Origin of the sequence: Pseudomonas paraversuta, from assembly GCF_904067025.1 — a bacterium.
In the GTDB taxonomy this organism is placed as follows: domain Bacteria; phylum Pseudomonadota; class Gammaproteobacteria; order Pseudomonadales; family Pseudomonadaceae; genus Aquipseudomonas; species Aquipseudomonas paraversuta.
In genome coordinates, this window is sequence record NZ_CAJFDA010000001.1 from 1,154,023 (window position 1) to 1,173,431 (window position 19,409).

Genomic DNA, 19,409 nt, shown 5'->3' on the forward strand with positions numbered 1-19,409 from the left:
GAGTGAAAAGTGATGCTGGCTATTCTCGGGGCTGAAGCTGTATAAGAAAAACCAATATTGCTGATCGCTCATTAGGAAAACTGATGTTCGACTATAAATTACTCTCTGCCCTTGCCGCAGTCGTAGAGCAGGCCGGTTTTGAACGGGCGGCCCAGGTCCTGGGCCTTTCGCAATCGGCCATCTCCCAGCGGATCAAGCTGCTGGAGGCACGCATCGGCCAGCCGGTGCTGATTCGCGCCACACCGCCGAGCCCGACCGAGATTGGTCGGCGTTTGCTCAACCACGTCCAGCAAGTGCGTCTGCTTGAGCGTGACTTGCAGAGTGCGGTCCCGGCCCTGGACGATGAAGGTCTGCCCGAACGGCTGCGCATTGCCTTGAACGCCGACAGTCTGGCCACCTGGTGGGCCGTGGCGGTGGGGGACTTTTGTGCCGACCAGCACCTGTTGCTGGACCTGGTGGTTGAAGATCAAACCGTGGGCCTCAAACGGATGCGGGCGGGTGAAGTGGCCGCCTGCCTGTGCGCCAGTGAGCGTCCGGTGGCCGGGGCCCGTAGCGTATTGCTGGGCGCCATGCGCTACCGCGCACTGGCCAGCCCGGCGTTCATTGCCCGGCATTTTCCCGAGGGGGTGAGTGCCGGGTTGTTGCCAAAAACCCCCGCGCTGGTATTCGGCCCGGATGACTTTTTGCAACATCGCTACCTGGCATCCCTTGGGGTCGACGGCGGCTTCGAGCACCATTTGTGTCCGTCCTCCGAAGGTTTTATTCGCCTCACCGAAGCCGGCCTGGGCTGGGGGCTGGTACCTGAATTGCAGGTGCGCGAGCAGCTTGCAAGCGGGGCTTTGGTGGAGCTTTTGGCAGATAAACCGATCGACGTGCCACTGTACTGGCATCATTGGCGCAACGGTGGGCAACTGCTGGGGCAACTGACCGAGCATTTAACGCGCTCAGCACCCCGCTGGTTAGTGCCTTTGGCCTGACAACCAGCGTTTAAACAGCAGGCAACAAGAATTACAGCATTTGGAGTGATTGATGAAGATTCTGGTCACCGGCGCGAGCGGCTTTATTGGCGGACGCTTTGCGCGTTCTGCCCTGGAGCAGGGCTTTGACGTACGGGTCAGCGGGCGACGGGCCGAAGGTGTTGAACACCTGGTGCGGCGCGGGGCTGAATTTATCCCGGGTGATTTGACCGATGGCTTGCTGGTGCGCGATTTGTGTGTCGATGTCGATGCCGTGGTGCATTGCGCCGGTCACGTGGGCGCCTGGGGTCGTTATCAGGACTTCCACCGCGACAACGTGCTGGTCACCGAGAATGTGGTGGAAGCCTGTCTGAAGCAGAGAGTACGGCGCCTGGTGCATTTGTCTTCGGCATCGCTGTACTTCGATGGCCGCTCCCATACCGATTTGACTGAAGAACAGTTGCCCCGGCGTTTCCGGCATCCCTGTGCCGCGACCAAAAACCTGGCGGAACAAAAAGTCTTCGGTGCCCAGGAGTTCGGCCTTGAGGTGATTGCCCTGCGTCCGCGATTCGTCACCGGGGCGGGAGACATGAGCCTGTTCCCGCGCCTGCTCAAGCTGCAACGCAAAGGTCGGCTGGCCATCGTCGGCAATGGCCTGAACAAGGTCGATTTCACCAGCATCCAGAATCTCAACGAAGCCTTGATGAGCAGCCTGCTGACCACGGGTTCGGCCCTGGGCAAGGCCTACAACATCAGTAATGGCGCACCCATTCCGCTGTGGGATGTGATCAATTACGTGATGCGCCAGATGAACGTGCCGCAAGTTACCCGCTACCGAGGCTATGGTCTGGCCTACAGCCAGGGAGCGCTCAACGAGGCCGCCTGCAAACTGTGGCCGGGTCAGCCTGAGCCGACCCTGTCGCGCCTGGGCGTGCAGATCATGGACAAGGATTTTACTCTCGACATCAGCCGCGCCCGGCACTATCTGGACTACGACCCTAAAGTCAGTCTGTGGGCGGCGCTTGACGAGTTTTGCGGCTGGTGGAAAGCCCAGGAATCGCCTTACCGTTAACCCTCTGGTGTCCGAAGCTTGTACCTTGACCCCATTTTCAGGATTCAAAAAAGGTTTAGCCATGCGTAATGATGCCCGCGACGACTTTCACGATGTACCGCTCCTGCGCGCCACGGCGGCTGATCAGGACCCGCTGGAGCCGGCTGGCGGTGCCCGTGAACGCACCACGGTGTACTCGCGCAACACGCCGCTGATCAAGGTCAAGGGGCCGAGTACCGGACCTTTGTGGGTGCTTGTCGGTGCATTGATGCTGGCGGTTGCGGGGCTGGGGTGGTGGAGCTTTCAGCAGATTTCGCTGATGGAGCAGCAACTGGTGGCGACCCAGGAAAGCTTTGCCCGTATCAGCGAGGATGCGGCGGGACGCTTGCAGGCCATATCGGGCAAGGTGGTGGCCAGCGAGTCGAACATCAATAACGGCAGCGAAGCCCTGAAGTTGCAGATCAAGCAGATTGAAGAGCAGCTGCAGGAACAGAGCACGCGCCAGCAAGGCATGGTGGCGGGGCAGCAGGGCGAACTGGACAACCGTTTTGAGCAGATCAATGCTGCGATGTTGCTGCAGGTAACGGCCCAGAAAGAAAGCCAGACCAGACTCGAAGCCGATATCAAAAGCCTGGGCAGTGAACTGACCACACTCAAAGCCAGCGTCGCGCAACAAGCGGTGGACGTGGCGGCCCTGAAAAAACAGGGCAACCCGGGTGCAGCGGTAGAGCGTCTGGAGCAGGACTTGATGGTGCTCAAAAGTGAACTGGAGAACCGCCCGGCACCCGCCCAGGGCACCAATACCGCTGAGTTTGACGCCTTCCGTGGCCAGGTGACGCGCAACATCAACACCCTGCAAAGCCAGATTCAAAACTTGCAGAAGCAGATCAGCGCCCGGCCTTGATGGGGTGCAACCCCTCTAGCCGCGAGCTTGCTGGCGATGGCATCGGTGCAGTGTTCAAGACTGCACCGATGGCCCAATAATTTACTGCGCCTTGTCTTCGCGCCCGCGCAGTACCTGATTGGGCATGGCTATCGCCGCGCTCAACCCCAGCAGCGAGATTGCCGCACTGATCAGTAACAGGTGACGGAAGGTTTGCAGCAATTCTGCGCGAAGGCTCGCCAGTGCAGGGCCTTGCACTGTATTCAGGCTGTCGAGCAACAGGTTGCCCGAGCTGCCTTCAACCAGCATCCCTGTGCCGCCGGCAGGGGCCAGCAAGGAACCGTGCAGCAGCGCCAGCAACAAGGCCGACATCAACGCCACACCCACTGCGCCGCCCAGTGAGCGGAACAGATTGGTGGTGCTGGTGGCCACGCCAATGTCGTGCTGCTGTACCGAGTTTTGAGCACCCACCAGCGAGGTCGGAAACTGCAGCCCGGCGGCAATCCCGGCGAACAACATAAAGACGCCGCTCAATACCTCCGAACCTGGCGGGCTGAATGCCATGCCGGAAATGGCCAGGGGCATCAGCACCGCGCCCGCCAGAATCATCGGTTTGTAATAGCCGGTAACCGAGGTCATGCGTCCCGCAAAGTAAGCGCCCATCGGCAGGCCCATGGCCAGTGGCAACAGGTGCATGGCGGCGCTGTCAGCGCCCGCGCCGGTGATGCTCTGATAACGCAGCGGCATCAGCACGATCAGCGAAATTGCCTGAAAACTGGTGAAGAAAATCGTGCACCAGCACAGCACCGCGTTGCGGTTGGCAAACAGGTGCATTGGCAGCAACGGCTCCAGGGTGCGGCGCTCATGCCGTACGAACAGGCCAAGGGCGATCAGCGCAGCCAGCAGCAGCCCTAGCACCTGAGTATCCCGCCAGCTATGGCCCTGACCGATAAAGGTGATGCTCAGCAGCAATGACGTGAGCCCGACAATCATCAATACCGTACCCAGGTAATCAATGATCGGTTTGCGTTGCGGCACGGGCAGCCCGACCAGTGTGCGGTACGAGATCCACCACGCTGCCAGGCCCAGGGGCAAATTGATCAAAAATACCCAGCGCCATGACAGGTATTGGGTCATATAGCCGCCCAGAACCGGCCCGGCAACGCTGGCAATGGCGTACATGCCGCTGAAATAGCCCTGATAACGCCCGCGCTCGCGGGGTGGCACGATGTCGCCAATGATTGCCTGGCTTACCGAAATCATCCCGCCCGCGCCGATCCCCTGAATGATGCGCGCCAGCACCAGTTGCTCCATGTTCTGCGCCAGCCCGCAAAACAGCGAGGCCAGGGTGAACAGGCCCATGCCGAACAGCATCAGGCGTCGGCGCCCGTACAGGTCGCCGAGTTTGCCGTAGATGGGAACGGCCACGGTCATGGCCACCATGTAGCCCGAAATCACCCAGGCCAGCTGGCTGACGTCCTTGAACTGGGCAGAGATGGCGGGGATGGAGACGGCCACGATGGTCTGGTCCAGCGCGCCGAGGAAAATCGCCAGCATCAGGGCAACCAGAATGCTGCGAATGGCGGGTCTGGATTGGGGGGGCTGATTCAGATTGGTCACTACAACACCTGTGCGCGGCATGCCTGTGGTGGAATGCCGCCCAGTCTACTCGATAGCTTGCTATTCGATAGCCTCGTAAGGAAGGCCCACGTAATTTTCTGCAATGGTCGTGCGCCCTGCCACAGAGTCGACGAAATATGCCAGCTCACTGTCGGTAATCCGCTGGCTAAAGCTGTCGCTGTCAGGGAAACGGTGCAGCATCGAGGTCATCCACCACGAAAAGCGTTCGGCCTTCCATACTCGCCGCAGGCACACCTCGGAGTAGCGCTCCAGCAAATCGGTGCGACCTTGCGTGTATACCTTGAGCAGAATATTGAACAGGGTGCTGACATCACTGGCGGCCAGGTTCAAGCCTTTGGCCCCGGTGGGCGGCACGATGTGTGCGGCGTCCCCCACCAGAAACATCCGCCCGTACTGCATGGGCTCGACCACGAAGCTGCGTAGCGGCGCGATGCTTTTCTCGATTGACGGCCCGGTCACCAGACGTTCGGCCAGGGGCTGCGGCAGGCGGGCCTTGAGTTCGTCCCAGAAGCGCTGGTCGGACCAGTCCTCGACCTGCTCATCGGCCGGCACTTGCAGGTAATAACGGCTACGGGTTGCCGAGCGCTGACTGCACAGGGCAAAACCGCGCTCATGTTTGGCGTAAACCAGTTCGTCGTTGACGGGCGGGGTATCTGAAAGCACCCCGAGCCAGCCGAAGGGGTAAACGCGCTCGAAGATTTTCAGTACGTCGCCGGGAATCGACTGGCGCGCCACTCCGTGAAAGCCATCGCAGCCGGCAATGTAGTCGCAATCCAGGCGCCAGCTTTCGCCGTCTTTCTCAAAGGTCAGGTAGGGCGCATCGGTTTTCATGTCGTGGGGCTGGACGTTGCTGGCGCTGTACAGGGTTTGCGCGCCTGCTTGCGCACGTGCAGCCATCAGGTCCCGGGTCACTTCGGTCTGGCCGTAGACCATCACCGTTTTTCCGCCGGTCAGACCCTTGAGATCGATATGGACCTGGCGGCCATCCAGTGCCAGTTCAAAACCGTCGTGCACCAGGCCTTCAGCGTCCATGCGCTGGCTGACTCCGGCCTGCCGCAGCAGGTCGACCATACCTTGCTCAAGCACCCCGGCGCGGATTCGCCCCAGGACGTAATCGGCAGTCTGGCGTTCGATAATGATGTTATCGATGCCCGCTCCATGCAGCAGTTGACCGAGCAACAGGCCTGAAGGGCCGGCACCGATAATGGCGACTTGAGTTCTCATCGTGGTGGTCTCTCGCAAGCCCCGGCCGTTAAGGGCGAGGTGGTTCTTATTAGTTTGTGCTTGTATTTTTCGCTTGCGAAGCGGGCAATAGAAGGTGATAACCACGTCATTACCGGTACTTTTCGCTAATCGGTGCGGTTATCGGCCCTTGACCCATCTTTAGACACTGGCGCTATGAATCTTTCCTCTTATCCGTCGATCCCGGTCTTCAAGCTTTATGGTGAGCAGCAGGACTGGCTCAGTCCCGACCTGCTGCACTGCGAAACCATTTCGTTGCGCAGCCGCGTCCACGACTGGGAGATTCGCCCCCATCGGCATGCAGATCTGTGCCAGTTGCTGTACGTGCACAAGGGGCGGGCGCAGGTGGAAATCGAAGGCCAGCAGCATGTGCTGGAGCAATCTGCGATTCAGGTAATCCCGCCGTTATGCGTCCACGGTTTTCAGTTTTCCCCTGACGTTGACGGCTATGTCCTGACGTTGGCCGCGCCGTTGGTGGCGCAGTTGCAAGCCCAGCTGGGCGGTTCGCTGAGTGCTTTGCAAAGGGCGGCCAGTTACCCGGCGGGCAAGGATCGGCATTACCTGAATAATCTGTTCAGTGTGCTGCAAAGCGAATATGCGGGCGCCCGGCCGGCCCGGGACATGCTCCTGCAATCGCTCATCAGCGTGCTGTTGGTGTGGGTCACGCGCCAGGTCATCGCACGGCGTGAAGCGCGGCAATTGCCACAACGTGGCCGGGAGTATTTGAGCCTGTTCAATCAACGGGTCGAGATCCTGTTTCGCCAACAACCCGCCGTGGAGCAGTTAGCGCATCAGGTAGGCATTTCGGTGGCGCATCTAAACAGCATCTGCCGTGAACTGGCGGGGCAGTCAGCGTTGCAGATCATTCATCAGCGCCTGTTGCTGGAGGCCAAACGGCATTTGATTTACACACCGATGACCATCAGCGAAGTGGCCGATAGCCTGGGTTTTGCCGACCCGGCGTATTTTGCGCGTTTTTTCCGGCGCCTGACCGGGACTTCGCCCAGCGCGTTTCGTACAGACCGGACTGACAACAGCAGTCCGGTCTGTCTCCGGGGCATCCTTACCTCAGAGCGCTAAACGCAGAATTACAGTGCCCGCCATTGCAACTGACGGTATATCCGACTGCTTGCCGGGTTTGTTCGGCGCGGTAGCAAGCGCCAGCAAAGATGACAGCGGCAGCAAAAATGAGAAACAAGGTCATGCATCTGGTTTTTGTTTTAGTGGTCATGGCATTCATCTCCTAGACGTCACACCATTGAGGCTAGTTCAGACCTAAGGACTTGCCATGCTAGTTGTACGAGTGGAGTTGCAGCGCTTCATCCTCCAAATGGACTATTCGCAAGATTATGTGGCCGCGCTCTAGATGTTTTTTCAGGCATCCCACGCCGGTTTTTCGGTAAAGCGCCCGGCGAGAAAGTCGAGCATGCTGCGCAACGTGGCGGGCATGTGCTTGCGCGAGGCATACACCGCGTAAATGTTCATCACCCGGGGTTCGGCATCTGGCAGCAGACGGACCAGTGTGCCCTGGCGCACATGTATCCCGGCCTGATAGGTGGGCAGCAATGAAACTCCGGCCCCTGCCAGTGTGGCGCTCAACAGGGTGCTGGCTTCATTGGCGCTGATGTTGCCTTGCACCGGCACCGCTATTTCTTCGCCGCGCCGGGTGAAATGCCACAGGCTTTTGCCGTAGTAGGAGTGGGTCAGGCAGTTGTGCCGGCTGAGGTCATCGACCTGTTGCGGTGCCGGGTGCTCGCGCAGATAGGCCGGTGCTGCGCATAACACCGAACGACAGACCGTCAGCTTGCGGGCAATCAGGTTCGGGTCCAGGTCATTGCTGGTGCGAATTGCCAGATCAATCCGTTCATCCACCAGATTCACTGTGCGGTCGAGCATTTGCAGATCGACGCTGACCTGCGGGTTGAGCCGCACATAGTCAGCAACGGCAGCGGCCAGTTGGGCCTGGCCGAATGAGGTGCTGACGCTGATCCGCAGTAAACCCCGCGGCGCATCACCGGGAACACTGACTGTGGCCTGCAGGTCATCTGCCAGTTCCAGTAATTGCCGGCAGCGGGGCAGCGTTTCGAAACCGGCGGCGGTCAGGCTCAGTTTGCGGGTGGTGCGGTGCATCAAGCGGGCGCCCACCCACTCTTCGAGTTCAGCCAGGTACCGCGACACCACAGGCCGCGACAGGTCCAGATGATCGGCCGCCGCTGACTGGCTGCCAAGGTCGACGACGGTGGTGAACACCCGCATTGCAGTAAGACGATCCATGATTTGCCCGATATCCGAAACAGACTATGTTCAAGCATCGCATTTTTAGTTGGCTGGGGTGCTACTAAGCTCTGTCCATCACCTGCATCGTCCCACGACTCTGGATACCTCCCATGCCTGGATTTTCCACCCTGCGCCGTTTCATTCTCGGTGCTGCCGTACTGGGCTTTGCTGCCCACGCGGCAGCGGCCCCGGCCCCCTTGACCCTGGACGTCTACAATCCCGGTGCTGCGGCCATTTTTCCGGTGTCCTCAGTGCTGGTCAGCGGTGAAAAAGACGCGATTCTGATTGATGCCCAGTTTGCCGCCGCCCAGGCCCGGCAAGTGGTCGACAAGATCCGCGCCAGCGGCAAACACTTGACCACCATCTACATCAGCCATGGCGACCCGGATTACTACTTCGGCCTGGAAACCCTGACCCGGGCCTTCCCGGACGCCAAAGTGCTGGCCTCGGGGCCGACCGTCGAGCACATCAATAAAACCAAGGACGCCAAGCTGGCGTACTGGGGGCCGCAGATGGGCCAGGATGTACCTGGCCGGTTGATCGTGCCGCAGGTGTTGAAGGGCAACACCCTGGAGCTTGAAGGGCGTGAGCTGGACATCGTTGGTCTGGGCGGCAGACAGCCGGATCGCACCTTCGTCTGGATTCCCTCGCTCAAGGCGGTGGTCGGCGGCGTGGTAGTGGCCGATAACCTGCACGTGTGGATGGCCGATACCCAGACCCCGCAGTCCCACCGGCAGTGGCTGGCCACTCTCAAACGTATCGACAGCCTGCAACCGCAAGTGGTCGTGCCCGGTCATTACCTGGGGCAGAACGACCGCTCCCTGAACGCCGTACATTTCACCCGCGACTACATCAAGGCCTTTGACGAAGAAGCCCTCAAGGCCCGCAATTCGGGAGAATTGATCGCCGCGATGAAAAAACGCTACCCGGATCTGGGCGAAGAATCTTCGCTGGAACTGAGCGCCAAAGTAGCCAAAGACGAAGTGCAGTGGTGAGGCAGGATTTACCTGCCACCCATCAATCCAGCTGGAGAATGTCATGAGCAAGATTGCAATTATCGGCGCTACCGGTCGTGCGGGTAGTCAATTGTTGGAAGAAGCCCTGCGTCGCGGTCACAGCGTTACGGCCATTGCCCGCCATGCTTCGAAAATCGGCGCCCGTGACGCAGTTGTGACCAAGGATGTGGACATCAACGACGCAGCCGCGCTGCAAGAGGCGGTGGCAGGCAACGATGTGGTGTTGAGTGCTGCGCACTTCTCGACCCTGCCGGCTGCGGCCATCATCGACCCGGTAAAAAAAGCCGGGGTCAGGCGCCTGCTGTTTGTCGGTGGTGCGGGTTCGCTGTTGCTGCCCGACAATACCAAGGTCATCGAAAGCCCGGGCTTCCCTGCCGAGTACAAGCCGGAAGCCACAGCCGGAGGCGTTTATCTGGATACCCTGCGCGCCGAGAAGGACCTGGACTGGACCTTTATTTCCCCGTCTGCCGAGTTTGTAGAAGGCCCGCGCACCGGTAAATTCCGTTTGGGCAAAGATCATTTGCTGGTCAGTGCCGAAGGCAAAAGCTGGATCACCTTCGCCGACTTCGCCATCGCCATGCTCGATGAAGTGGATCACCCCAAGCATTCGCGTCAGCGGTTTACGGTCGGTTACTGATTACCGGCTGTGACAGGGGCGAGCAGGTCTGGTGACAGTATTGTCGCGAGGCGAGCTCGCCCCTACGGCGTTGTTGTTGCCTGCTTGACCAGCCATTCCATTAATTCGCGCAGCGGCGCCGAAGCTTCTGCGCGCGGCGAGCAGACAAGCTGATACACCGCTCCGGTGCGTACTTTCAAATCAAATGGCAGGGCCAGGCGGCCACTCTTCAGGTCGTCGCCGATCAGTGACCAGTCACCGATCGCGACACCGTTGCCCTGGGCTGCCACCGTCATGGCCAGGTCCAGGGTGTCGAAGTACTGACTTTTGCAGATGCTCGCGACATCGCCTCCGGCAGCATTCAGCCAATTGCTCCAGTCCCGTTGATCGCGGCTGGGGTGCAGTAGCGTGTGGTGCTTAAGGTCGTCCAGGCTATTGATGGCTTCGCTGCCCTCCAGTAACTGCGGGGCGCATACGGGGGTCAGTTGCTCATCCAGCAGGTGTTGCCCCAGGCGCTTTGGTCCCGGGGTGGCGCTGTAAATCACCGCGGCATCGAAGGTCTCACGGCGAAAATCCACCCCGTGCTCCATGCTGCTGGTCAGTTCTACCGGCACGTCCGGGCGCAGCTTTTGCCATTCCATCAATTTGGGCAACAGCCAGCGCAACATGCAGGTCGGAGCTTTTATCTGCAGCGGGGTACGGCGCACGCTGGCCTGCTCGACCGCTTCACCGATCAGATCGAAGGCCTGCTCGATCCTCGGGTACAGCGCCTGGCCTTGCTCGGTCAGGCTCAAGCCCCGTGCCTGGCGGTGGAACAGGGCATAGCCCAGGTGATCTTCAAGCCCGGCAATCTGCCGGCTCACGGCACCCTGGGAGATATGCAACTGCTCTCCGGCCCGGGTGAAGTTGCAGCATTGGGCAGTGATTAAAAAAGTATGCAGCGCAGGGAGTGGCGGAAGGCGTTTCATCAGGAGTCAGCCATGAGCACAGGACATGGCTAGTATGAGCAGGTTTGCGTTGTGCGCGCCACACTCGCCCGCTTCAATGGTTCATTTAGAACAACAAGAGGGGCAGGACAGATGGCGACGTGCGGCGAAGTATTGGTCAAGTTGCTGGAGGCCTACGGGGTTGAGCAGGTATTCGGCATTCCCGGCGTGCATACCGTTGAGTTGTATCGCGGGCTGGCGGGCTCGTCGATCAATCACGTGACCCCGCGTCACGAACAGGGTGCCGGCTTCATGGCTGATGGCTATGCCCGTACCAGTGGCAAACCCGGGGTGTGCTTCATCATTACCGGCCCGGGCATGACCAATATCACCACGGCATTGGGCCAGGCCTATGGCGATTCGATTCCGATGCTGGTGATCTCCAGTGTGCAGTCGCGCAGTCAGTTGGGCGGTGGCCGCGGCAAGCTGCACGAGTTGCCGAACCAGAGTGCGATGGTGGCTGGAGTGGCGGCGTTTTCCCACACCCTGATGTCGGCGGCTGAACTGCCGGCCGTACTGGCCCGCGCTTTTGCCGTGTTCCAGGCGGGACGTCCACGGCCGGTACACATCGAAATTCCGCTGGATGTGCTGGTGGAAAATGCTGATGCGCTGCTTGCCAGCCAACCGGTCAGCATTGCTCGTGCTGGCGCGGCGCCCGCTGCTATCGAACAGATGGGCCAGCGTCTGGCCCAGGCCAAACGGCCATTGATTCTGGCCGGTGGCGGTGCAATTGACGCGGCCCCGGCGCTGCAACAACTGGCCGAACGGCTGGGTGCGCCCGTGGCCTTGACCATCAACGCCAAGGGCATGCTGCCTGCCGCCCATCCGCTGCTGATCGGCTCCACGCAGTCCTTGGTGGCCACCCGCGCTTTGGTCGCCGAAGCGGACGTAGTCCTGGCCATTGGCACCGAGCTGGCCGAAACCGATTACGACATCACCTTTGCCGGTGGCTTTGAAATTCCCGGGGTCTTGCTGCGGATCGATATCGACCCGGATCAGACGGTTCGCAACTATGCACCCGCGCTGGCCCTGGTGGCCGACGCCAGAGTGGCGGCTGAAGCCTTGCTGGCTGAACTTGGCGTCTTGCCGGCACGCGGTGCCGAATGGGGCGCGGCGCGGGTCAGCCGCTTGCAGGCGCAACTGGCAAGTGACTGGGATGCGCCGACCCGGGCGCAAACGCACTTTTTGCAGACCCTGTTCGATGTATTGCCGGATGCAGTATGTGTCGGCGACTCGACCCAGCCGGTATACACCGGCAACCTGACCTTCAATCCCGATCAGCCGCGGCGCTGGTTCAACTCTTCCACCGGCTACGGCACCCTGGGGTATGCCTTGCCGGCGGCCGTTGGTGCCTGGCTGGGGCGTCGTAGTGGCGGCCAGGCGGGTGGTCCGGTGCTATGCCTGATCGGCGATGGCGGCTTGCAATTTACCCTGTCCGAACTGGCCAGCGCGGTTGAAGCTCGCACGCCGATTATCCTGTTGCTGTGGAACAACCAGGGTTACGGCGAAATCAAGAAGTACATGCTCAATCGTGCCATCGAGCCGGTGGGCGTCGATATCTACACTCCGGACTTTATCGGTGTGGCTAAAGCCATGGGCTGTGCCGCACTGGCGGTGGAGGGCGAAGGGCAACTGCGCGCAGCGCTGGCCAGTGCCGCCGACCGTCAGGGGCCGACCCTGATCGAAATCGACGAGCTGCACTGGCAACAATCCCTGGCGCTATAGGCTCATTCGCAGGCGCGCCAGATCCCGTACCGGTGGCGCACCAAACAGGCGGCTGTACTCGCGGCTGAATTGCGAAGGGCTTTCGTAGCCCACACGGTAGCCGGCGGCCGATGCATCCAGCCCCTCGCTGAGCATCAACCGCCGCGCTTCGTTGAGGCGCAGCTGTTTTTGGTACTGCAACGGGCTCATGGCTGTCATCGCCTTGAAGCGGAGGTGCAAGGTCGACACGCTGAGATTGGCCTCCCGGGCCAGGCTGTCGATGCGCAGCGGCTGTTCGAAGTTACCGTTGAGCCAGGAAATCGCCCGGCTAACACGATGCGTCTGACTGTTCTCGCTGGCTATTTCATACAGCCGGTAGCCCTGCGGGCTGCGCAACAGGCGGTACAAAATCTCGCGGCGGATCAAGGGCGCAAGCATGGCGATATCTTTCGGCGTGTCGAGCAGGCGGGTCAGGCGCAGCAAGGCGTCGAGCATCGGCTGGTCGATGGGTTCGACATACAGGCCCCGCCCCGCAGGCCGTGACGGTACGCCCATGGGCCCGGCGTCGCTGATCAAGGTAGTGATGTCTACCGGATCAATATCCAGGCGCAGGGCCAGTACCGGCTGTTCGGGATCACTCTCCAGAACCCGGCCGCTGATGGGCATCGACACCGAAACCACCAGGTAATTGAGCGGATCGTAGGCAAAGTACTCATCGGCTAACCGCACCTCCTTGCGGCCCTGGGCCATGATGCACAGGGCCGGTTTGGGGTGGCTGGGGGAAAAGTCACTGGGCCGGCTGTAGCGCGAAACGAACAGCGCCTCGACGGGAGTAGTGAACGTGCCATCTTCACGGGCGTGACGGTGGATCAGGTCAGCCAGTTCCACCCGCTGCTTTTCTAGCGCGGGGTCGAGCGCGGGGCGCGGCGGTTCCAGCAGTGACATGGGAGCATCCTCGTTAAAGCGGCAGAGTGGGCACAGCTTAAATTTGTGCAAGGCGCAGGGGTAGTCGATTCCTGTCGAAGGCTTGCCTGATTCTGTCGCTGTCCGGGGTTGGCTGTCCGGCGAGGCCGTGGCAGAGGTCGATGATTGCTTGAAAGCATAGCGCCCAGTCAGTCTGGTGAGTACCTGGGCAGAGGAGGGGGACGTGGGAGGTTTTGCAGAATTGTGCAAGCCAGGGGCAGGAATCGACTAACGGCCAGGAGCGCCGGGCTATAAGCTTTGAACCTCTCACCCATGCCACTTTCTTTTGTGGAGGCCACCATGCCCCAGTCCAGTGCCGTCAGTCATATGACCTTGGTCCGCGCTCGCGTAGGGTGCTCGGCCCAAGTGCAGACCTGCCTCAACCAACTGCTCGAGCCCACCCGTAAAGCCGCCGGTTGTATGCACTTTGCCTTGCAGCATTGCGACACCGACCCGCTGTTGTGGCACGTCGTGGGCCATTGGCAGGATGAACCCTCGATGCAAGCCTACTTCAACTCCCCGGTGATGGAGGTTTACAGCGTGCTGGTGCACCAACAGGTGGTTGAAAGCATCGATTTTAAAACCTTCAGCGATGCAGGCGGGTTGAACAGGTAGAATGCCGGTTTTTTGTGGCCGGAGTTTTCAGCATGGCGCGTAAAGAGTTTGCACATTTTGAAGCGGTATCAGCGGTTGTTCCGGTAGAACCCGGTACTTACCATGCGGCGATTGCAGTCAAAGCCTTGTACGAAGGCGGCGCGCCGCGCTTTCACAAAGTGTTGATCGATCAGACTTTTAAAACAGCGACCGAAGCCGATGCGGCCGCCGCTCAAAAGCTTGAAGACCTGCAGGGCGTTACTGAAGACGCCGAACTGGTCTGGTAACGACTAGCGGGGGCGGTGCATTTTGAACAGCGCCTCAGGCCCCAGCTGGAAGTAATCCGCCGGGCCGCCGCCGCGCAAAATAGGTTCAGCGGCGGCAGTGTCGTAAATCCCGTCTTTAAGCAGATGCCTGGCGATATGTACCGCCACCACTTCCCCCAGAATCAGCCAGCTTGGCACCAGTTCCTGGTCTGCCCTTTGCAGCTGAATGATCTGCGTCACCTTGCACTCGAACGACACCGGGGTTTCGGCCACCCGAGGCACGCTTACTACCCGTGAGGCCACGGTCGTCAGCCCGGCCAATTCGAATTCATTGATCTCTGGCGCGACCATCGCACAGCTCTGGTTCATCGCCTCGGCCAAAGGCCGGGTAGCCAGGTTCCAGACGAACTCGCCGGTTTGCTCGATGTTATTGAGGCTGTCTTTGCGGCCCACACTGCAAAACCCGATGATTGGCGGGATGTAGTTGAACGCATTGAAAAAGCTGTAGGGCGCAAGGTTCAGCCGGCCCTGGGCATCCTGCGACGAAATCCAGCCGATCGGCCGCGGCCCGACGATGGCGTTGAATGGATCATGGGGTAAACCGTGGCCCTTGGCGGGCTCATAGAAATGGATGTCGTCATGCATGGCAGGAGTCCGCAAACGGCTGGGATAGAGGGGCTATATAGTGCAAGCCATTTTGTTGAATGACAAAACAAGATTGGCTTTTTGAGATTTTGGGCGTGATTGAGCCCCCTTTCTACCTGCAGCAGCAAGCTCGCGCCTACAAGTAGAAGGCCATTGCCTTTTTACCTTGCTCCAGAAACGACTAAGCCCGGCCGAAGCCGGGCTGGAGTGGCAACTTCAGGTGTTAGCTGAAGCGGGCGCCGTGGGTACGATCATAGCCATCGGCGGCGAAGGTGGCCGACTGGGTGCGGCTGTAACCGTCTTCGGCAAAGGTGGCAGAACCGGTGCGGTCATAACCGTCGGCAGCGACTGCGGCAGAACCTGTGCGGCTGTAGCCATCTTCAGCAAAGGTTGCTGATTGGGTGCGATCAAATCCGTCGCCTGCAAAAGCGTTGAAGGCCAGGACTGAGAGGGCGGCGGCGAGGATAAATTTGGTTTTCATGGTCGTGCTCCTTGTTGCGGACTCTTGTGAAGAGCGGGATGTTTCGTTGCTATGGGTTTAAGACTACGCCGATTAAATTGATTAAAAAGCGCAAAAATTAGCACTAAGTGATCAGTTTATTCGATGTGTTGGCGCGCTCAATCATGTGATCTGCAGGCTGTTCAGCTTGTTGGCCGAGGGCGCTGCGAATCATCCATGAACTGATGTTTCGCTGAGATTGATAGTGGGCTATCAGCATTAACTGACTATTAATCTTGAAAAAAACTGCACCCGCGGACGGACTTTTCATTTTCGCGTTACCTATTTTTCACCGGGCGGGCAGCAGTCTTCAGCGGGCAAAAAAGCCGACAACTGCAGCGGCTTTGCACCCTGCCACCTGGAGCCTTTACCCGATGAATAAACTTCCCCAAATCACCCTTGCGTTCTGGGTGATGAAAATCTGCGCCACGACCCTGGGAGAAACCGCCGGCGATTTGCTGTCCATGACACTCAATGTGGGTTATGCCGTTAGCTCGATGATCCTTATCAGCGTGTTCGTTCTGACCTTGCTGACTCAGTTGTTCTCGAAAACCTACAACCCGGTGCTGTACTGGTTGGTGATTCTGTCCACCAGTACGGCCGGCACCACCATGTCGGACTTTATGGACCGCACACTGGGCCTGGGTTACGCCACGGGCTCATTTATTCTGGTATCGATATTGGTGGCGATTTTTGCGCTGTGGAAATGGAGCGGCGAGTCACTCAACGTCAGCAAGGTGCAGACCCCGCGCGGCGAGATGTTCTATTGGATGGCGATTCTGTTTTCCAACACCCTGGGTACCGCCCTGGGCGATTACCTGGCGGATGATTCGGGGCTGGGTTTTGCGGGAGGTGCCTTGTTCATCGGGGCAACCATTGCCGTTGTGGTGCTGGCACGTTACTTGAGCAACATCTCGTCGGTGGTGTTGTTCTGGGTGGCGTTCGTGCTGACGCGACCCTTTGGCGCGACCCTGGGCGACTTCCTGACCAAGCCCCATGACAAGGGTGGACTGGATTTCGGCACTGTCGGCTCGTCGCTGGTACTGGCAGGGATACTGGTGGCGATGATCGCCGGCGCCGCCTATGTCAAAAACAAACAAACCCGGCCTGCGGTGGCCGGGTTGTCTTAAACGATGAACTTGCAGGAGCGAGCTTGTCTGGCGATCTGTTAAAAGCTCGCTCCTGCAGAGCCCGGGACGTTTAGTCGGTCTCGATCCGCGAATGTTTGCGGGTGTCTTTCATCGTGATGTACACCAGCAGCGAACAGGCGATACACGCCGTCACGTACCAGTAATAGCCGGTTTCCATACCTGCACTTTTGAACCACAGGGCGATGTATTCAGCAGTGCCGCCGAAGATCGATACCGTCAGTGCGTAAGGCAGGCCTACACCCAGAGCGCGGATTTCGGTCGGGAACAGTTCGGCTTTCACCACGGCGTTGATCGAGGTGTAACCGCTGACAATGATCAGCGCCGCCATGATCAGGAAAAACGCACCCCACCAGGTGGTGATGGTATGCAGTGTGGTCAGGATCGGCACGGTGAACAGGGTACCCAGTACACCGAAGGCGATGAGGATCGGACGTCGTCCAACCTTGTCGGACAGCCCGCCCACCAGGGGCTGGATGCACATGAAGAGGAACAGCGTGGCGGCCGAAATGGTGGTGGAGTCGGAGATGCTCATCCCGACCGTGTTCACCAGGTATTTCTGCATATAGGTGGTGTAGGTATAGAACGCCAGTGTGCCGCCCATGGTCAGGCCGACTACGGTCATCAACTCTTTTGGATGACGCATCAGCGTGCGCATGGCGCTTTCTTTAGGCTCGGCTTTGACCTTCTTGAAGGACTCGGTCTCTTCCATTCCGCGACGCAGATACAGGGCAACCACTGCACACAGGGCACCGATCACGAACGGAATCCGCCAGCCCCAGCTATACAGCTGCTCTTCGGTCAGGGTCTGTTGCAGCACGATCAATACGCCCAACGCGATGAGCTGGCCCGAGATCAGGGTGACGTACTGGAAGCTGGAGAAGAAACCGCGACGTTCTTTAGTCGCCATTTCGCTGAGATAGGTCGCCGAGGTACCGTACTCGCCACCCACCGACAAGCCTTGCAGCAAGCGAGCGAAGACCAGCAGGACCGGCGCCCATACGCCGATGGTTTCGTAACCTGGGGACAGGGCAATCAGCAGCGAGCCGAAGCACATCAGCAGTACCGAAGCCATGAGCGCGGCTTTACGGCCTTTGCGGTCAGCGTACAGGCCCATCAGCCAGCCGCCGATCGGGCGCATCAAAAAGCCGACGGCGAAGATCGCGGCGGTATTGAGCAATTGGGCAGTGGTGTCGCCTTTCGGGAAAAAGGCTTTGGCGAAGTACAGCGAGAACGCGGCATAAACATACCAGTCGTACCATTCGACCATGTTGCCGACGGAACCGCTGAAAATGGATTTGATGCGGCTGGAGGTGGTTCTTTCTTTCGGGGTTGCAGCAGACCCGGCAGACAGGGAGCTTGAGTTATCCATTAAATGGATCCTTCTTTTATTTGTTTTTTTATAGCGCGTCAAAACGCGAGCTTGCAGGGCTATAGCAGGAGTTGTGCCAAGGCTCGAACCCCCGGTTTATAAGGGGGGACGATAGGAAATGAGCGGGTATCCGCCGGGCGGGATGTTTGGGTGAGCGGAAATCCGCCTATATGGCGCGCAAACTGTTCGCGGCCACTCTGAAGAGCTCGGGCCTACAGAGGTTGTGTGAATGCCTCACGTACCAGTCCATGACGCTGCATTTTTTCATTCAGGGTGCGGCGCGGCAGTTGCAGCTCGTTGAGCACGGCCTTGATATCGCCTTTATGCCGACTAAGGGCGGCCCGCAGGCATTGCGCTTCAAAGGCTTCCTGTTGCGCCACGAGGGACTGGCCAGGATTGAGGTCTTCAAACTGGGGTTCGCTCAGGCCCAGGACGTCACGTTCTGCAACGTTGGCCAGTTCGCGTACGTTGCCGGGCCAGTCGTGGCTCAGCAGACGCGATAGCTGCGGCCCGCTGAGTGGCCGCGCGCTACGGCCCAGACGCTCGGCCGCGGTGTGGGAAAAGTACTGATACAACAACGGAATGTCTTCACGGCGTTCGCGCAGAGGTGCCAGGCGCAGTTCGGCCACCGTCAGGCGATAGGCCAGGTCTTCGCGAAAGCGTCCGGCGCGGGCTTCTTCGAGCAAGTCGGGTTTGGTTGCGGCGATCACCCGCAAATCTACCGCGATGCTCTGGTTCGAGCCCAGGCGCTCGAGTTTTTGCTCCTGCAGCACCCTCAGTAATTTGGCTTGCTGGGCCAGTGGCATGCTTTCGATTTCATCCAGAAACAAGGTGCCGCCATCGGCATATTCCAGTTTGCCTATGCGCTTGCCCTGGGCGCCGGTGAACGCGCCGCTTTCGTGACCGAACAATTCGGCTTCAAACAATTGTTCGGGGATCGCCGCGCAATTGAGCGCGACAAAAGGTTTGTCGGCCCGTGGGCCAAAGTCATGCAGGCTGCGGGCGACCAGTTCTTTGCCGCTGCCGGTTTCGCCGCGAATCAGCACATTGACCGGCAGCGGCGCCAGTTCCATCACCTGGCGGCGCAAGGTCTGCAAGCTGCGGGACATGCCGAGCAGGCGCCCGTCGATCTGCTGGCGCAGGTCTGCCTGTTCGTGCAAACGACGGTTCTCCAGCACCAGCCGGCGCTTTTCCAGCGCGCGCCGAAGGCTGCTCAGTAGCGCTTCGGGGCTAAAAGGCTTCTCCAGAAAGTCGTAAGCGCCATCGCGCATGGCTTCGACCGCCATCGGGACATCGCCATGGCCCGTCAGAAGAATGACCGGCAGATCCGGGTCCAGCTGCTGTAAGCGGTTCAGCAGGGCCAGGCCCCCCATCCCCGGCATGCGCACATCACTGACAATCACTCCGGCGAAATGTGCGGGTAACTGGCTCAGGCAATCTTCAGCGCAACTGAACAACTGCACGTCAAAACCGCTGAGGCTCAGCCATTGCTCAACGGCATTGCGAATACTGGCCTCGTCATCGACCACGATAACCGAATTGAGCATGTT

General features: G+C 59.6%; 19 protein-coding genes. 10 read left to right on the forward strand and 9 right to left on the reverse strand.

Annotated features, from left to right (window positions below):
• Window positions 1-83: 83 nt before the first annotated feature.
• The 3 genes from JQ848_RS05480 (at window position 84) to JQ848_RS05490 (ending at window position 2,911) form a co-directional block, all read left to right on the forward strand.
• Entirely contained in the window at window positions 84-977 is an 894-nt protein-coding gene (locus JQ848_RS05480; protein ID WP_003442925.1) for a LysR family transcriptional regulator ArgP, read from the forward strand.
• A 52-nt stretch (window positions 978-1,029) separates the two neighbouring features.
• Complete coding sequence (locus tag JQ848_RS05485) at window positions 1,030-2,028, forward strand: NAD-dependent epimerase/dehydratase family protein (RefSeq protein ID WP_003442923.1); 999 nt, start codon at window positions 1,030-1,032, stop codon at window positions 2,026-2,028.
• Window positions 2,029-2,089: 61 nt separating this feature from the next.
• Complete coding sequence (locus JQ848_RS05490; protein ID WP_202210334.1) at window positions 2,090-2,911, forward strand: ATPase; 822 nt, start codon at window positions 2,090-2,092, stop codon at window positions 2,909-2,911.
• Window positions 2,912-2,992: 81 nt separating this feature from the next.
• Here JQ848_RS05490 and JQ848_RS05495 read toward each other — a convergent pair whose 3' ends face one another.
• Both JQ848_RS05495 and pobA read right to left on the reverse strand, forming a co-directional pair.
• Window positions 2,993-4,510, reverse strand: coding sequence for an MDR family MFS transporter (locus JQ848_RS05495; RefSeq protein WP_003442909.1), 1,518 nt, complete (start codon window positions 4,508-4,510; stop codon window positions 2,993-2,995).
• A gap of 60 nt (window positions 4,511-4,570) precedes the next feature.
• Window positions 4,571-5,755, reverse strand: a complete 1,185-nt coding sequence (pobA, locus tag JQ848_RS05500; protein ID WP_127196154.1) for a 4-hydroxybenzoate 3-monooxygenase — start codon at window positions 5,753-5,755, stop codon at window positions 4,571-4,573.
• A 174-nt stretch (window positions 5,756-5,929) separates the two neighbouring features.
• On the opposite strand from pobA, the gene JQ848_RS05505 reads away from it, so the two are divergent.
• Window positions 5,930-6,853, forward strand: a complete 924-nt coding sequence (locus JQ848_RS05505) for a helix-turn-helix domain-containing protein (RefSeq protein ID WP_202210335.1) — start codon at window positions 5,930-5,932, stop codon at window positions 6,851-6,853.
• Window positions 6,854-7,147: 294 nt separating this feature from the next.
• Here JQ848_RS05505 and JQ848_RS05510 read toward each other — a convergent pair whose 3' ends face one another.
• Window positions 7,148-8,047: a LysR family transcriptional regulator gene (locus JQ848_RS05510; RefSeq protein ID WP_003442894.1), complete on the reverse strand. Its 900-nt coding sequence runs from the start codon at window positions 8,045-8,047 to the stop codon at window positions 7,148-7,150.
• Between the two features lie 113 nt (window positions 8,048-8,160).
• Here JQ848_RS05510 and JQ848_RS05515 point away from each other — a divergent pair, with 113 nt between their 5' ends.
• Window positions 8,161-9,045, forward strand: a complete 885-nt coding sequence (locus tag JQ848_RS05515) for an MBL fold metallo-hydrolase (RefSeq protein ID WP_010655741.1) — start codon at window positions 8,161-8,163, stop codon at window positions 9,043-9,045.
• Between the two features lie 43 nt (window positions 9,046-9,088).
• Entirely contained in the window at window positions 9,089-9,703 is a 615-nt protein-coding gene (locus tag JQ848_RS05520; RefSeq protein ID WP_202210336.1) for an NAD(P)-dependent oxidoreductase, read from the forward strand.
• Between the two features lie 62 nt (window positions 9,704-9,765).
• Here JQ848_RS05520 and JQ848_RS05525 read toward each other — a convergent pair whose 3' ends face one another.
• Window positions 9,766-10,650 carry a LysR substrate-binding domain-containing protein gene (locus JQ848_RS05525; protein WP_127196156.1) on the reverse strand — a complete coding sequence of 295 codons (885 nt, stop codon included), beginning with the start codon at window positions 10,648-10,650 and terminating at the stop codon, window positions 9,766-9,768.
• A 111-nt stretch (window positions 10,651-10,761) separates the two neighbouring features.
• On the opposite strand from JQ848_RS05525, the gene JQ848_RS05530 reads away from it, so the two are divergent.
• Complete coding sequence (locus tag JQ848_RS05530) at window positions 10,762-12,393, forward strand: 5-guanidino-2-oxopentanoate decarboxylase (RefSeq protein WP_202210337.1); 1,632 nt, start codon at window positions 10,762-10,764, stop codon at window positions 12,391-12,393.
• Here the strand turns inward: JQ848_RS05530 and JQ848_RS05535 are convergent.
• Window positions 12,388-13,317, reverse strand: coding sequence for an AraC family transcriptional regulator (locus JQ848_RS05535; RefSeq protein WP_202210338.1), 930 nt, complete (start codon window positions 13,315-13,317; stop codon window positions 12,388-12,390). The two genes, JQ848_RS05530 and JQ848_RS05535, sit on opposite strands and share 6 nt — an antisense overlap.
• Before the next feature lie 318 nt (window positions 13,318-13,635).
• Between JQ848_RS05535 and JQ848_RS05540 the strand changes: the two genes are divergently transcribed.
• Complete coding sequence (locus JQ848_RS05540; protein ID WP_003442878.1) at window positions 13,636-13,950, forward strand: putative quinol monooxygenase; 315 nt, start codon at window positions 13,636-13,638, stop codon at window positions 13,948-13,950.
• 32 nt (window positions 13,951-13,982) lie between these two features.
• Window positions 13,983-14,216 (forward strand): hypothetical protein, encoded by a 234-nt coding sequence (locus JQ848_RS05545; RefSeq protein WP_003442877.1) that lies wholly within the window; start codon window positions 13,983-13,985, stop codon window positions 14,214-14,216.
• A gap of 3 nt (window positions 14,217-14,219) precedes the next feature.
• Here the strand turns inward: JQ848_RS05545 and JQ848_RS05550 are convergent, their stop codons facing one another.
• Window positions 14,220-14,840, reverse strand: a complete 621-nt coding sequence (locus JQ848_RS05550) for a flavin reductase family protein (RefSeq protein ID WP_003442875.1) — start codon at window positions 14,838-14,840, stop codon at window positions 14,220-14,222.
• A 223-nt stretch (window positions 14,841-15,063) separates the two neighbouring features.
• On the reverse strand, window positions 15,064-15,321 hold the full coding sequence (locus tag JQ848_RS05555; RefSeq protein ID WP_003442858.1) for a hypothetical protein: 258 nt from the start codon (window positions 15,319-15,321) through the stop codon (window positions 15,064-15,066).
• A 392-nt stretch (window positions 15,322-15,713) separates the two neighbouring features.
• Between JQ848_RS05555 and JQ848_RS05560 the strand changes: the two genes are divergently transcribed.
• Entirely contained in the window at window positions 15,714-16,469 is a 756-nt protein-coding gene (locus tag JQ848_RS05560; protein ID WP_127196159.1) for a COG4705 family protein, read from the forward strand.
• A 70-nt stretch (window positions 16,470-16,539) separates the two neighbouring features.
• On the opposite strand, the gene JQ848_RS05565 is transcribed toward JQ848_RS05560, so the two are convergent.
• The gene (locus JQ848_RS05565) at window positions 16,540-17,859 is read right to left on the reverse strand and encodes an MFS transporter (RefSeq protein ID WP_003442854.1); all 1,320 of its coding nucleotides are present in this window, start codon (window positions 17,857-17,859) and stop codon (window positions 16,540-16,542) included.
• Window positions 17,860-18,071: 212 nt separating this feature from the next.
• Window positions 18,072-19,406, reverse strand: coding sequence for a sigma-54-dependent transcriptional regulator (locus tag JQ848_RS05570; RefSeq protein ID WP_010655744.1), 1,335 nt, complete (start codon window positions 19,404-19,406; stop codon window positions 18,072-18,074).
• Window positions 19,407-19,409: the final 3 nt, after the last annotated feature.